This window comes from Candidatus Endomicrobiellum cubanum (genome assembly GCF_031278955.1).
Taxonomy (GTDB): Bacteria; Elusimicrobiota; Endomicrobiia; order Endomicrobiales; family Endomicrobiaceae; genus Endomicrobiellum; species Endomicrobiellum cubanum.
The window spans coordinates 37,385-51,979 of sequence record NZ_JAITJM010000048.1 but is presented as its reverse complement, the minus strand read 5'-3'; the positions used below and the strand labels follow the sequence as shown (position 1 = coordinate 51,979).

Sequence of the window (14,595 nt, the reverse complement as noted above, 5' to 3'; positions counted from 1 at the left end):
CCTGAGACGCGCGTAGAAGGCCCTAGGAGCGTCGACTTTAGTTTAAGGCATGAACTATGCCTAGTTTTTTGAAAAATACTCAAAAAGTATCTAAACAGATAAAAATTCCTCTACATTACCAAATTTAGATATAGTATTACGTACATTCTCGGTTAGTGTGTAAAAAAAGTCCATATTTATTTGATCGTGTAAACCATCTCTATCAACGACCTCTCGTTCTTTCCATCGCCAATCTTTCGTTTTTGTTACATGTTGATATTTCCCATTAGTTTCTCGATATAATTTACCACCTCCACACCCATCAATTACTGGATAAAACAAACCAACTTTTCCTACAAACACATATTTATGCTCTCCTTCTGGTAAATCTTCATTCATATCTAAATATAAACTTGTTTTAACAGAACGAGCCTCACTTAAATCGTCAAGTGTTACTTCTTCTTTTGAGAAAAGAGTTTTAAAAGTGTACGGATGAATTAATTCTGTTCCAACAGCTATCCAATGATCCGGCTTCTTATCTTTTCCCTCAACATAAGCCACATAAACAGCGTCATTAAACAAACACATCTTTTTATACTTTGCCTCATATTCAAACGTATAACCATATTTCTTTCCAAACTCTACTACAAATTCTATTATTTCGTCTGTTGCATCTGGAATCTTAATTGAATCGGTCTTAATATGAATAACCTTAAAACCTTTATCTTGAACAGCCCGTTTTAAATCAATCATAAATAACGACCCGCGTTTTGCTACAATATTATCTTTATTTCTAAAATCTTTAAACCTCGTGTTATAAATTGAACTTGTCAAACCATAAACAATATTTATTACAATTTTTAACGAATAGGCTAATGCATCAGCATCTTCATCCGTCCCTAAATATTTTTCTAATTTCCCTCCTAACATAGATTTTACTGCATTATAATCTTTATGTTTTATCGCCAATCTTGCATCTAATAATTGTTTATAATTTTCTGTATATGGTCCAAACATATTCATAGATATAAGACTTGTTGGATGCATTGATGCAATATCTAGTAATGCAACGTTATAATAAATACCAGGCTCTGAATAAACATAACCTCCTTCTCCTGGATATTCACCTTGATAAATGCTTTTCCCATTATCAAATGTATATCCTTTGAATTGCTCTCGTAAGTCTGTATATTGAAACATTTCTTGAGGATAACGATCGTCCCCAAATATAATTTGCTCGGTGTGTTGTCTTGTTGTGTCATTTACAGTTAACCCGCTTAAATCAGCGAGAATTTGTCTTGCTACAAAATCTTGTTTCCTTGCATGAAATACTGCTTCTGTTGCAACAACATCATTTTTACAATACTCAACTACTTTGTCCCAATTTTCCTCTGGTATTTCCTCATCCCATTTATAACCCAACTCCTGATGATGAATTCCTAATTCTATTTCAAATCTCTTTAAACTTTGTTTCTTTGATGAAAAATCATATATATCTGTGTAAGAAATATTATATGCTTCATTAAACGTTCCATTTTTGGTATCTTTTATTATCTTTTGACTTAAATTAAATAAATCTTGAAGAGAATAACCCAACGTTCTTGCATAAAGAATATGATTATCATATTGTCGATTATTAAAACCAATCAACTTATAATCAAATAATTTTTCAATCTCTTCTCCTGTTGGATTTATCATTGCTATTGCATCTTTTCCTTCTTTCTTCCATACCACAACAAATAAATTTGGAAACACCTCACAATCAAAGAACACCAACTCATCTTTATTATATTGTTCTATATTTTCACTTATTTCATCGGACTTAAACGGCATCTTATTTACCATTCCCACACAATATTCAGCGTGATGCGTTGAGTTATTTGCAAAAGCTAGTATAGCGGGCCTCATTGTAGTAAGATCATAATGCAAACCACTATTATAAGCATCTGTTAATAACTTATATATAAAATCAATAGATGGTTTAGTTCCATTATGAAATTCTTTAAGTAAATTACGATTAATAAGTTCATACAATTTTTTCTCCGATTTAATAACATTAGTGTTTATCATGGCTCCTCCTTTTTTTAAAGGTAAACCACTTGATATATGTGCTATTTGCTTATCATTGCACAACGTTAATTTACGACGAAGAGCACTATTCCCAGTAAACACCTTAATTTCAATACCATTAGAATCATATATTCCACTGAGTTCAGTAGGATCACCATCATAAATATAATGCAAGTGGATACCTTTTCCTGACTTACTTACCTCTGCATATGTTGGCGGCCAATCGTTTGCTTTAGCAAGATTTGTCTCTAATGATTTTTCTCCTTTTGTATCTTTTATATCAAAATCAATTACAATATGATGCTCATCTAATAATACATAATGTAACTTACTTGTGTCTATATCTTTTAATGTAGTCTTTACATCACTCCATTTCTGTTTTGGTGTTTCTGTTTTTGTTGCATATTGAGCTAAAATATTTTCACAAACAGTATCAACAACACTGGGCTGTTCTTTTAATTCAATTACATATGCATCTTGTACATTATCATCAGAATTCTTTTTTGACATCTCTTCTTCAATAGATTGTAGTAAATAGATGTCAAACTTATCTTTTTTAAATCCCGTACAAACATGACGTAGTTGTACACCATTAATTCTTGACCTATCATGAACTGTTGTAAAATAATTATCAAACTCCTCATAAAACTTAAGTCTTCTTGGTATATATGTTGGTTCATATTCTTTACAATAATTTTTAAATTCTTTATAAGCTTTTTCTCCAGAAACAGCACTTGTAAATAAAAAATCTTCAATATTATCTTTAATAAAATTATAAACTATATCTGATTTTAATATTAACCTTTTAGGTCTATGTTTATCATAATAATACTTTCCTAATTTTGTATATACTTGCATACAATGATTTGCTATATCACCAAGTTCAAAATCAATTTGATAAACTAATTGATCGTATCTTTCTGGAGAAACTTTATTACCACTTGGAAAAACATCAATAATTCTTCTTAATAAACCAGATTTAGATTCTACAAATTTTACTATTTTGTTTGTTCCCATAAATAAAAAACATTTTGGAGTAATTAAATAACGAGGTTTATTTTTCTCATTTATAAATATAGGTTCATGAGATATTATACTATTTAATTTTATATTATTTTCAATACGAGATAAATCTCCATCGTGTTCAATTGCTACTAAAGCTGCTTTGGCAAAAGGAGCCGTTGAAAATTGATCACTATTTGAACCTGTGGCGGCAGCATCAAAATGAATATAATAACCAGCAAAAAGTTTTTGTAAAATATTTAAAAATGTACTTTTTCCAGTTCCCGTATCACCATAAAGAACTATAAATTTTTGAATATTTATAGAATCTCCACAAAATATAGAACCTACTGCCCATTCTAATTTCTCTCGTTCGACTTCAGAAAATAATACAGACATTAATTCATCATATGCTTGTGGAAAATTGTACGACAAATCGTACGGAAGACATTGACTTGAATAATCTTCTCGAACTCTTTTATCAGCTTCGCTTTTAAAAAACAATTTTGTATTTAACTCAATAGATGTACTTCCAAAAAATTGTAAACTTAATTTATAATCTGTTAATAATCTTGAAGATATAATCCCAAAATCTTTAACTTTAATTCTTTTATTAGGATTTTTATTTCTAATGTCGTTTAAATTTTCATATATGTCATCTTTTATTAATAAAAAAGCTTCTTGCTCATTTAAAATCCAACACCGTCGTTTTTCACTCCACAACGCATAAAAAGAATTACCTTTTACTAATAAATCTTTTGTTCCAACACAATCAATTTCAACAACTAATTCGTGATCATAATCGTGTTCATCTTTTTTAACTTTTTTAATACTATATTTTAAAAAATCCATCAAAAAACCTCCTAAAATACATTTTTATTGAAAATACCAAAAAACACCAAAAAAGAACAAAAAATACAAAAAACACCAAAAAAGAACAAAAATACTAAAAAAGTGTGTGACGCTGTGACAAAAGCGTTTTTTTGTCACGATGCTGTAAACCGTTGGTATCACTGAGTTTTTAACACTTTTTGTGACATTTTTAACAAAACCGGGTGAAAATACTTATTCTGTATATATACGTATATATATATATATATATATATAATAATAATAATAATAATATAATAATATAATGTCACTTTGTCACAAATATAGTATTTTCAACGGTTTACAGCATTTTGTAACTGTCTTACAAGCGTCACATCCATCTCACATTTTTTAAACCTTTTACAATTTTATTTAAAATCTCTTACAAACCTAGTAATACCAACGATTTACAGCATTTTTAAGAATTTTAAACAAAATTTAACCCAAAACTTCTTTTAATATAATTTCTCATCAATATTTTTTTTAAATTTCTCGTCTTCTAACAATATTATCTTCTACAATTTCATCCTCAAAATAAAAATTCTCATTAAGATAAGCATGCATTTGATACCAAATTTCAACTTCTCTTTGATCCTCTTTAGGCCGATTCAATGGAAACAATCCTCCAGTCCCATCAAACTCGTACGTACGATTCAAAAAAGTATTTAAAATCACTTTTATCTCAAACTCAACACCAGCCAAACGCCTCTCCGAAGTAATCCCACCGATCCACTGGTCACTAAAGCAATCCAAACCAAGGTTACACAAGAATAAAAAGACACATTCGCGGCTATTCGAAACTAGTTTATTAATCCCAAACAAATTATATTCCATTCGTCTACTCAAAGCAATAAACATCTCTAAAAGGTTACAGGTTTTCTCACTAATATCAATACTCTCAGGATTCTTAGCAATTGTATTTCTATAATCCTTTCTAAGTTGCCAACCGTCAACCAAACGATTCCTATCCATAAGATGAATAAAGAAAAAAGACGTATCAAACAATATCTTAGCAATAACAACATAAGTATAAACACAATTCCTTCCATTCAAATCAGTATTCTCACACACAAGCCAATTAAAATAATTACTATCAAAACAAGACTCCTCATGGTTCCTTCTTTTTCTCCTCATCAAAACATCACCTCTTTTCATTTTGGCCTTTATCTTTCCTCAAATCTTCCAAAATAATCTAAAAGGGCCTAAGTATCTACTTAAGCCCTTCATCTTTTAATCAACCAACAACCTCATATCCACCCAGCAATCAACCAACAAACTATTAACCAAACCCAATCCATAAAATCACCGCCAAGATCTTCGTCCTCTCTTTTCATCAAAATACCTCCCAACTTCTTCTACTTCTCATTCTTCCTCTTTACAAACCGTTCAAATCGAGTATCATCTTCAATAATTGATTTATATTTTCCAACAGAAGGGGTTTGAATATTCTCATCAATACTTGAATCATCCTCACCCCTATCAATCTTCATCTGCCTTTCTCGACGCATTCTTGCCCTTTCAATAGATTTTTGACGGTTTGCATCTGACTCTCGTTCCATCTTCTCATCAAGCACTTTCTGTCTTTCTAACATATTCTCTTTAAAAGCTCGTTTTTGCTCAGCATCAAGTTCTTCTGGTTCATTATAACTATAAGCATAACAAGTTATTTCATACACTATTTCCTGACTATGAGATATTACTATATAAAAGCCATCATGCGATGTAAGATATTCAAGAACCTCATCATCAAAGCGTTCTCTGCCATTAAAAAACTCTTCTTCCTCACAAATCCAAACATCGTTCCCATTAAAATATTTAACCAAATGAGTATCATAACCACAAATCTGTAAACGCTCATCCTCAAGATCTAAGATCAACTCACTACAAGGCATACCACCAGATTTCATACGCCTTAAATGTTCTACTCGTTCTCTAAAATCGCTTTCTATCTTATCCGGATCAACATCATACTCAGCGTTTACGGCCGTAATATGATATACAACATCGTCTATGTGATTCCACACAGTAAGAAGACCCTCACGCTTCCTAATAAACTCAGCTATAATATTCCCAACGTAATCTTGAATAACAAGATAATCGCCGCCTTCGCTCAAACAGATGCCGTTTACCATATAATACGTAAGATAAACTTCCGTACAATCACCAACCTCTACATCCTCCCCCTCAAATATAACCTGGTACCTATGAGACAACTTATCCTCTATAATTATTTCTTTGGGTGTTCTAAGCTTATTAAAATACGAATCCGCCACCGACTCCACCTCAAGAAATATCTGCATTTTATGATTCATAACATAAACCATCCCGGGATTCTTCTTCACAAGTTCATATGCTTCCTCCCCAATTATCTCAACAATATCATCAAACGTCTCGTCGTGATCATCACACAAGATATCATCATTCATATAATACATAATGCTATCTTCATCATAACCATCATCCAACGGCGTATCATAAGTCACAATCTCATGTGTTCTATTCATTAAAGCTTTTTTTCTGTCTTCGTTCTCTATCTCCCGTACAAGCGCGTCAAGCGGTGGCTTTACTTGATGGTAATTAATATTCTTATGATCCTGCCTTTTCAAAATATTATGTTGTCTTCTAGCTTCTTCTTCATTTATTTTTTTAAGAAAATTCTCTTCGGCTCGAGCTTTAATATTTGCTCGTCTATTTTTATCTATTTGTGCCTTTAATTCCTTTCGGTCTTCGACCGCTTTATTTTTCAGTTCTTTTATTTCCTCAAGTTCTTTCTCAACCCTCTTATCCAATATCTGCTCTGCCTTAATATAGCGCCGCCTAAAGTATAAAAAGCTACCTACGCCACAAACAACTCCTCCAAAAACAAAACCTGTTGCAAACATCAAAAAAGAATTCTTTTTCATTACAAACACACCTTTCTTTTTAGTTTGATTATTGACATTAAAACACCCTGAAATTTGCCCGCTAAGGCCTCTAGAACGCGTCCATTCGACGTACTTTGTATTAAGGGTACATCTACCCTACCTTTTTGTAAAAAGTGCTATTTTTGAACTTGTTTTGGCCTTTTTTGTCCTTTCAATCAATTTTTCCTTACATTCCTTACATTCCTTACATTCCTTACTTTTCTTACATTCCTTACTTTTCTTACTTTCCTTACATTCCTTACTTTTCTTACTTTTCTTACTTTTCTTACTTTCCTTACATTCCTTACTTTTCTTACTTTTCTTACTTTCCTTACATTCCTTACTTTTCTTACATTCCTTACATTCCTTACTTTTCTTACTTTTCTTACATTCCTTACACCTCTCAATCCTCACAATCAAATCCATCCCTACAAGCCTTACCAGGCCAATACTGCCGGTCATCCCAATACTCATGAGCAAAAATCTTTCTAGGGTTGCCATTAAAATTAAGCTTAATATATTCAAGATTATCATTCACGGCGTCGAACACAAGCCCATTATACTTACAAAACTCTATAGCCTGAGTAAGAACACCTTCTTCTCTACAAGTCCATAATATAATTTTTGCTCCAGCGCCTTGTTCCTCCAATACAGCATCAAACACTTCTCTATTAATTTCTCCTATATCTGGGTATTTGTTTTCTACAAGAGTTCCATCAAAATCCACAGCAATTATTTTGTCCATCATATCGTCCACTCCTAATAGTTTTTTAAATTCGTTTAACACGCCATCAACAAGTTCTTCACCATAATGTCTTGTAAACATCTTTTTTATAACTCTATATTGCTGGTTATTGCATGTCTTTTTACTTAAATAATCTCTAAATAATTTTCTTGGTACGCCAGCTTCAAGTGTTATAAGTCTTAATGCATGTCTAAATTTTCTTCTTTCATCATAACTAAGACAACTTAATAATTCACCAACAGTCTTACAACTCGTTATAAGTGATTTTGCTTTAACGGGTCCAATTCCTTCAACCCCTTCAACTGAGTCTGACTTATCTCCAATTAAAGCCTTATATATTGGATACTTATCAATACCAAATCCATGCTCGTTAATAAATCTTTGTTCTGTATATATGGTTCTGCTTGTGTTAGGAATTACAACAACAACTTTATCTCTATAAAGAAGTTGTCTAAGGTCTTTGTCCATTGTCATAATATAGATTTGACAATTACCAGACACACGACAAAGAGAAGCTATTACATCATCTCCTTCATATCCTGGATAATGGACAATTTCATAACCCATAGTTTTCAACATGTTACTTAAAACGCCGCTAAATATCATAAAATCCTTATCTTCGGGCTTTTTACGTTCACATTTATATGTTTTATCGAATTTGGTTCTTCTCAACATTGTAAATGATTCGCCACAAAGAACTAAGTTATTACATTTAGTCTCTCTCATTGATACAAATAAGGATTGTACGAATCTAAATATTGCAAGACCAGGAGACATAGAACCCTTAACGGACCAATAACATCGATATAATAAATTTGCGTAATCAACAGCTAATATTTTATACAAGTCATCACCTTCTTATTTTTAAGTTGTTTTTTTCGACTTTTTTAAAAAACCATAGGTAGTTATAGCCTAACAACAAAGTCGACGCTCCTAGGGCCTTCTACGCGCGTCTCAGGGCATATAAATGAGGGGTTTTCAGACCCTATTATATAATTGCTTAAATACTATTTTTAATAGCTTATAATATATTTTATAAATAAACAAAAACTGAGAGTCTGTGTTTCCACAAACTCTCGAAATTTGTCTTTTAGTTTATTATAAAATATAATTAAATATAAGCTGTTTAATTTTTATTTGTCGTCCTTAATAACAAGAAATACATTAATATTGCCGGGGAGCATTTCTACAGCCAAACCAACACCGTCTTTACTAGCGTTTCTCCAAATATCATAAAGAAACTTATTGTTAAGATATGCGCGGAGTTCTTTCTGTATAAGGTAGACGGCCGCAAACACACCAGCATCTATTACAATACCAGAATGGTTATTAAGAAACGTCTCTACTTTCTTAAAACTATCCTTATAATGGGTTTTTACTTTCTCCTGCATTTGCTTTAATCTCATAGTAATTCAATCCTCTCAAATTAGATTTCAACATCGATGGCGTTTAACACCGGCCCATCAACATTAAATTCAATTAAAATTGGTCTTGCTTTGCGCCGTATTTCACTACCAGGATAATCAATAAAGTGCATATTAAAGTCTATAATTCCATCGCCATTTCCTTTTGTGGTCCAACCAACAGTTTGACCGGCTTTTGTAGTAGGAAATCCGAGTTCCTTATAAACATCATTAAGAAATACAACTTTATCTTTCATCAAGTTGAAGTTGAAAAGCTCTTCTTTGGCCTTCAAAAACATCCAATTGTAATCGTCCTGACTACTCCAATTTAATATTCTCTCATCAAATATCCGACTATACACCTCTCCAGTCAACTCTTGACTATCAAGAGTTTGCTTTACAACCTCAACCTTTTTCTTTTTACCATCCTCGTCAACCGTTGTCTCAACTATCTTGTCCAACTTAGTACCATAACGAAAATGATAGTCCATATCTGATCCAAGTTCATCAGTAACTCTTTTACGGTACATTTCAAATCCTTTAGCCAAGACATTATATGCAGCAATCAAAGCTATATTACGATTATGAAGGATGTTTCTCGATTTAATAACGAAAGCAATACCAATCAAGCTCATCCCAAACGCTGGACCAAATAACTTAATATATTCTCTTACTAACAATCCATAACTAATCGCAATATCTTTCTTTTTCATATCATCAGTATAATGATAATCAGGATCAGACGGATTATCTTTTGCCAATAGCTCAGCATCATTAATTGTGATAAGACGGTCTTTATGTTTCTTCACAACAACTTGAGATTTTAGTGTTGCCTTACAAGCTAATACAGTCGACCCAATAAACGATCCTATACCCAAAGTAAGAAATATCTCTGGCGACTTTTCCTGCACTTTCAACCATGCTCTACGACTAGCTGTCTTAACAATCTCAAACATTATCTTCATCCTCCTCAATTTTGTTTATTTTATCTTGTATAATGTTCTCTTCAATTTCTACTATTACTTTATCTTCTACAATATCATTTTCTTCCTCTTCTGTTACAACCACATCATCACAAAGTAATAACGAAGTTGTGTCTTTATATTGACCCATCGCAAATAAACAAAGATCTTTTAAAATATCTTCTTTACTTCGATGCTTCTTGACTATAGCTGATGCCAACAATTCTTGCTTGCCAATTATAATATAACTAATTGTTAAAACAACTCCAGATATAAACATTAACTTAAGCCATCGCAAGATTTATCATCTCCTTTAAAATAACAACATTGGTTCTGGCAAATCAATCTTATATTCATCAGCATCTAACTGAATAACCTCAACCCCTTCAAAACTAATCCAACCATGTTTGTGGTCAAGATATTCACAACCAGCTCGAACTAATGTAAAAAAATCAGCTACTGTTGCGGTCTTACAATCTTTAAGAATTACATTAAGAGCTTCTAATACTTCTTCTGCATCTTTCTTATCACTAAATACTACACAATTATTTAATTTGTAATTCTTTTCGTCCACCCGGGCCTTAAAGTGATATTTAAAATATTCTTTTATCTCTTTGTACAAAATATAACTAACACAGCAAAGACCAAATTCTACAATTGGGTTTTTAAAAACTTTATATATAACTCTTTTCACCTTCGTCATCTCCTTTATAACAAACTAATAGCTATATTAATGCTCTTTATACCTTTAATTTGTTCTATTTGATTACTTGTAATAATATTGTGGTCAATCAAAAGATAAGCTAAAGAAGTAAGAACTTTATCAGCTTCATCTTGAGTTTGTAACACAATATTATTTTGCTTTGATACATCCAAAAATACTGGAGTTGGTAAACTTAATAAATATCCATCAAATACCTTTGTAACGCATGCTTCTGTTAAATCGTGCCATCCAAGATTATAGTCACTAAAAGAGCTGTTTATCCCAACCAAAGCATTAAAATCAGTCACACACACCTCACGATAATGTTTAATAAACTTTCTGAGATGCTCTAAGACTTTTTCTGCTTCTTCGCGAGACTCTAATATCACCTCTCTTTTAATAATATTAGTTGATTTGAAATTTTCATTTGTTTGGTCACCATAACTAATTACAATATTTTTCAATTAAAGATCACCTCTAATCAAGTAATATAGGTCTTGGTAAATCCAACAAATATCCATTTGACACCCGTACAACTGCTGCCCCTCGTAAGTCAGCCCACCCATATTTATTATCGGTGTATTCGCCATTTATGCCAGCTAAAGCGTATAAGTCAGCAACACTTGCTGTCCCATAATCTACAATAAGATCAACAAGATGTGAGAGAACTTCTTCTGCTTCGCCTCGAGTCTCCAACACAATATCATCAAAATTCTGTCTTGTTCTGTTTACAATGCTCTCAGCTCTTAGCCTCCTATTTCTTATACTATCATATCCAGGAGAATATTGGGCATTATAACTAACATAAGATTTCTGACCATCTCGACGCATGTTAGATCTTCTACCGGCTTTTCTATCACCAAAAAATAACATTTCAAATCCATCGCCAATACCATTACTAACAGTATATATTACCTCAACAATAGTATTTTTTATTGCAGGTACAAAAATATCTTGTACAACATACTCAGCAACCGTCTTACCATCACTTCCTAAGAAGAAATTCGCAAACCGTTTCTTAAAAGAAGGTTTTTTCGTTGTAACAGTACCACAAACAACTTTTTCAACTTTGGTTTTTGCTCCACTTCCTTCTGCTTCATTTTCTAACACGGGTCCTGCTCTATTAACTCGTCTTGTTTGTATAATACTATTTGTTGGATATTCTTGCTCAATACTTTTCTCTGTTGATTCATCCATACAACCCACCCCTTTACTTGGAATTTGTATTTGGTGTTCCAGAATATGCTACAAGCATTTTTATTATTTTTATATCTTCTTCACTTACCCCCATTTCTTCAAGACTTGGAAACTCCTCAATTTTTGGACAAAACTCATCTGCAAAACGCATTTATAACCCTCCTCATTTGTGTTAATTTATTTTAAAAAAAGAAGAGAGCGCCATAAAGAGCAACCCTCTTCTCTACAATCCTTATTTTTTTTTAGTTTCTTTAGTTGCTTTACGTTCTTTACTTTCTTTAGTTTCCTTACGTTCTTTACTTTCTTTACGTTCTTTACTTTCTTTAGTTTCCTTACGTTCTTTACTTTCTTTACTTTCTTTACTTTCTTTAGTTTCCTTACGTTCCTTACTTTCTTTACTTTCTTTAGTTTCTTTAGTTTCTTTACGTTCTTTACTTTCCTTACGTTCTTTACTTTCTTTAGTTTCTTTACAACCTGCTTTTCTTATCTAATACTATTTAAAACATCAAATCCGTTTACATCAATAAACCCTCCCGTCTTAGTTTGTCGTTTTTCACCACGTTTTCTTTTGGTGTTAATTAACAATACAACAGACTCGTTATCATATAATCCAATTTCTATTTTACCTTTAATATATTTTGTATTTTCGCCCAATAAATCAACTATTTTTTGAAAAGCGACAATTGATTCAATTTCTTTGGTTATAATCATACGCAACCCCTTTACTCTTGTAATTTTGACAATCGTGATATATAATTTTTATATGATTTAGGATATATAGATTTAAACTGATTAATCGTTAATTTCTCAGGTTGCGTGGGAGGATCGTATGGAAAATCTATTAATAATTGTACGTACGAGTCTTCAACATCTGTAAGTATAACTGCGTCCTGATCGTAAGCGTATGTATCGTTTTTAAATACAGAGAAACATCTCTTATTTTGATATAAATCTTCGCTTACTTTCTCCCATTCATCGTCTTCACTAATTAAAGCTAGTATTGGTTTATAATTTACAAGTCGATTAAACAAACTTAAAGTATACATTGCGGAATAACCACTATGACCTTCATTAGAAAAGATTCGTAATAATTCTAAAATATGCGAACAAATAGCTTCTTGTATACTCATGTTAAAGATTTTTATTTCTGTTTCGTCACCCTCTTCAAATATACAATTTTCATCCATCCACCCAACTTGTCTAAATTCATCTAACGCATATTGAATAAGACGTGATGATAATTGATTATATTCTTTAACTCTTTTAACGTTACGACATTCATCAGGTAAAAGTATTTTAAGGTCTCCGTCTGGTGCAATTAATAGTTCTTCTAAATTTTCTGGTTCTTCAATTGCATCGCCCCATTTTACATCTTCGCTCATAACAATACTCCTCCTTAAATTTAGTTACAAGATTCAATTTCATTTAACTTATTAAAAATATTATTCTTTGACTCAATAGTTGACTGTTTATACGATATTTCTCCAAAATATGCTTCTATCATCATAGTTATTAACTCAATTAAATCTTTAAGATTAGCTGCTGTTTGTTGTCCTGTTAATTTGGATAACTCAATTTCAAATTTCTTTTGCAACATATCATTAATAGATACTACAATTAATGTGTTAGCTATTAGCTCCTCAATATCACTAAAATAGTTCCAAAGTTCACAATATAATACATAACCCTCATTAGTTCTAAATAAATCTTTTTTATTAATCCACAAAGTAGAAGACTCCGCCCAACAACCTTGGAAAAATAAGATATTTATGTATTTTCTAATTAAGTGATTAAATATCTTATCTTCCTTACAATTTGTTTTAGACGTTAAATCTAAATTTATTAAAAAATCCTTAAGTCTAACAATTTCATCAACAATATCTTTTCTCTGTACTTTTAACGGTTTATATTTCTCTTTAAGAACTAATAACATTAACGTTACAAATACATAAACTTTAACCAAATAATTATCTATTCTTGGAATTTTTGAAAATATCTGATAAAACTCGTTTTTTATCTCTTTGTTAAATAACAGAATAACCGAATTTATATTCTCTGCTGTAACAACAAGAATCTCATTAACAATAGCATGATTTGTATTTATAGTATAAAATATCTCTTCAAATAAAATGAGATATTGTACTTGATCTGATTCTTTAAGATTATCAAACCAAGCTGTTTGTTTTAACCAATGTGTGATAGTCTTTAAATATAATAACTCATTAATATTTATTATTTTATCAGAATCCATAAATTATCATCTCCTAGATATTTATATCATCTCCAAATCTTTTATACACTTATATATTTATATATTATTGCAATAATTACGATTGAAATGGCAAACCAGCAGAATCTGTTTCGTCGGTATTTGAATCAAAAATAGACGGTATTTCATTGAAAGTACAATCAATAAAATAATTTACAATACTGCCTTCTGTATTTACTATTTTAGTACCCGCAACCTCGTTTACACTCATCTGTTCTGTATTTAAGTTATCGGTATTTGATTCATTACTTGTAGCATTTAAATTATCGGTATTTGATTCATTACTTGTAGCATCTACTTTATTGTTTATTGAGTTATCAAAATTTTCACTAAAAGTCTTTTTAAGAAGCAAACGCTCTAAAAGGTGTTCGGCGGCTTGAGATAAGATCTGTCCTGCCTCTTCAATTAATATCTTTTCTACATTCAAAGAATAACAATTAGATTTTTTATCTTTATTTGCAATAACTTCTTTCCATGAAATCGAGTTCAATA

The 14,595-nt window shown here is 31.3% G+C and carries 16 protein-coding genes; all 16 read right to left on the bottom strand.

What is annotated here, in order from left to right:
- Window positions 1-90 precede the first annotated feature (90 nt).
- Window positions 91-3,903 carry a DUF5906 domain-containing protein gene (locus LBD57_RS04485; protein WP_373470134.1) on the bottom strand — a complete coding sequence of 1,271 codons (3,813 nt, stop codon included), beginning with the start codon at window positions 3,901-3,903 and terminating at the stop codon, window positions 91-93.
- A 501-nt stretch (window positions 3,904-4,404) separates the two neighbouring features.
- A complete protein-coding gene (locus LBD57_RS04480) occupies window positions 4,405-5,076 on the bottom strand; it encodes a hypothetical protein (protein ID WP_373470133.1) in 672 nt (223 codons plus the stop codon).
- A 200-nt stretch (window positions 5,077-5,276) separates the two neighbouring features.
- Complete coding sequence (locus tag LBD57_RS04475) at window positions 5,277-6,824, bottom strand: hypothetical protein (protein ID WP_373470132.1); 1,548 nt, start codon at window positions 6,822-6,824, stop codon at window positions 5,277-5,279.
- Window positions 6,825-6,941: 117 nt separating this feature from the next.
- Window positions 6,942-7,238: a hypothetical protein gene (locus LBD57_RS04470; RefSeq protein ID WP_373470131.1), complete on the bottom strand. Its 297-nt coding sequence runs from the start codon at window positions 7,236-7,238 to the stop codon at window positions 6,942-6,944.
- Window positions 7,228-8,415 carry a hypothetical protein gene (locus tag LBD57_RS04465; RefSeq protein ID WP_373470130.1) on the bottom strand — a complete coding sequence of 396 codons (1,188 nt, stop codon included), beginning with the start codon at window positions 8,413-8,415 and terminating at the stop codon, window positions 7,228-7,230. Before LBD57_RS04465 ends, LBD57_RS04470 begins: the two co-directional genes overlap by 11 nt.
- A 287-nt stretch (window positions 8,416-8,702) precedes the next feature.
- Entirely contained in the window at window positions 8,703-8,975 is a 273-nt protein-coding gene (locus tag LBD57_RS04460; RefSeq protein ID WP_373470129.1) for a hypothetical protein, read from the bottom strand.
- A gap of 20 nt (window positions 8,976-8,995) precedes the next feature.
- Window positions 8,996-9,928, bottom strand: a complete 933-nt coding sequence (locus LBD57_RS04455; RefSeq protein WP_373470128.1) for a DUF6353 family protein — start codon at window positions 9,926-9,928, stop codon at window positions 8,996-8,998.
- Window positions 9,921-10,232 carry a hypothetical protein gene (locus LBD57_RS04450; RefSeq protein WP_373470127.1) on the bottom strand — a complete coding sequence of 104 codons (312 nt, stop codon included), beginning with the start codon at window positions 10,230-10,232 and terminating at the stop codon, window positions 9,921-9,923. The genes LBD57_RS04455 and LBD57_RS04450 overlap by 8 nt, the downstream gene beginning before the upstream one ends.
- A 15-nt stretch (window positions 10,233-10,247) precedes the next feature.
- Window positions 10,248-10,628 carry a hypothetical protein gene (locus tag LBD57_RS04445; protein WP_373470126.1) on the bottom strand — a complete coding sequence of 127 codons (381 nt, stop codon included), beginning with the start codon at window positions 10,626-10,628 and terminating at the stop codon, window positions 10,248-10,250.
- 14 nt (window positions 10,629-10,642) lie between these two features.
- Entirely contained in the window at window positions 10,643-11,101 is a 459-nt protein-coding gene (locus tag LBD57_RS04440) for a hypothetical protein (RefSeq protein ID WP_373470125.1), read from the bottom strand.
- A 13-nt stretch (window positions 11,102-11,114) separates the two neighbouring features.
- The gene (locus LBD57_RS04435) at window positions 11,115-11,834 is read right to left on the bottom strand and encodes a hypothetical protein (RefSeq protein WP_373470124.1); all 720 of its coding nucleotides are present in this window, start codon (window positions 11,832-11,834) and stop codon (window positions 11,115-11,117) included.
- 13 nt (window positions 11,835-11,847) lie between these two features.
- Window positions 11,848-11,985 (bottom strand): hypothetical protein, encoded by a 138-nt coding sequence (locus LBD57_RS04430; RefSeq protein ID WP_373470123.1) that lies wholly within the window; start codon window positions 11,983-11,985, stop codon window positions 11,848-11,850.
- 332 nt (window positions 11,986-12,317) lie between these two features.
- Window positions 12,318-12,545 carry a hypothetical protein gene (locus LBD57_RS04425; RefSeq protein ID WP_373470122.1) on the bottom strand — a complete coding sequence of 76 codons (228 nt, stop codon included), beginning with the start codon at window positions 12,543-12,545 and terminating at the stop codon, window positions 12,318-12,320.
- 11 nt (window positions 12,546-12,556) lie between these two features.
- The gene (locus tag LBD57_RS04420; protein WP_373470121.1) at window positions 12,557-13,216 is read right to left on the bottom strand and encodes a hypothetical protein; all 660 of its coding nucleotides are present in this window, start codon (window positions 13,214-13,216) and stop codon (window positions 12,557-12,559) included.
- Between the two features lie 20 nt (window positions 13,217-13,236).
- On the bottom strand, window positions 13,237-14,085 hold the full coding sequence (locus tag LBD57_RS04415) for a hypothetical protein (protein ID WP_373470120.1): 849 nt from the start codon (window positions 14,083-14,085) through the stop codon (window positions 13,237-13,239).
- Between the two features lie 76 nt (window positions 14,086-14,161).
- Window positions 14,162-14,593: a hypothetical protein gene (locus LBD57_RS04410; RefSeq protein ID WP_373470119.1), complete on the bottom strand. Its 432-nt coding sequence runs from the start codon at window positions 14,591-14,593 to the stop codon at window positions 14,162-14,164.
- Between the last annotated feature and the right edge of the window lie 2 nt (window positions 14,594-14,595).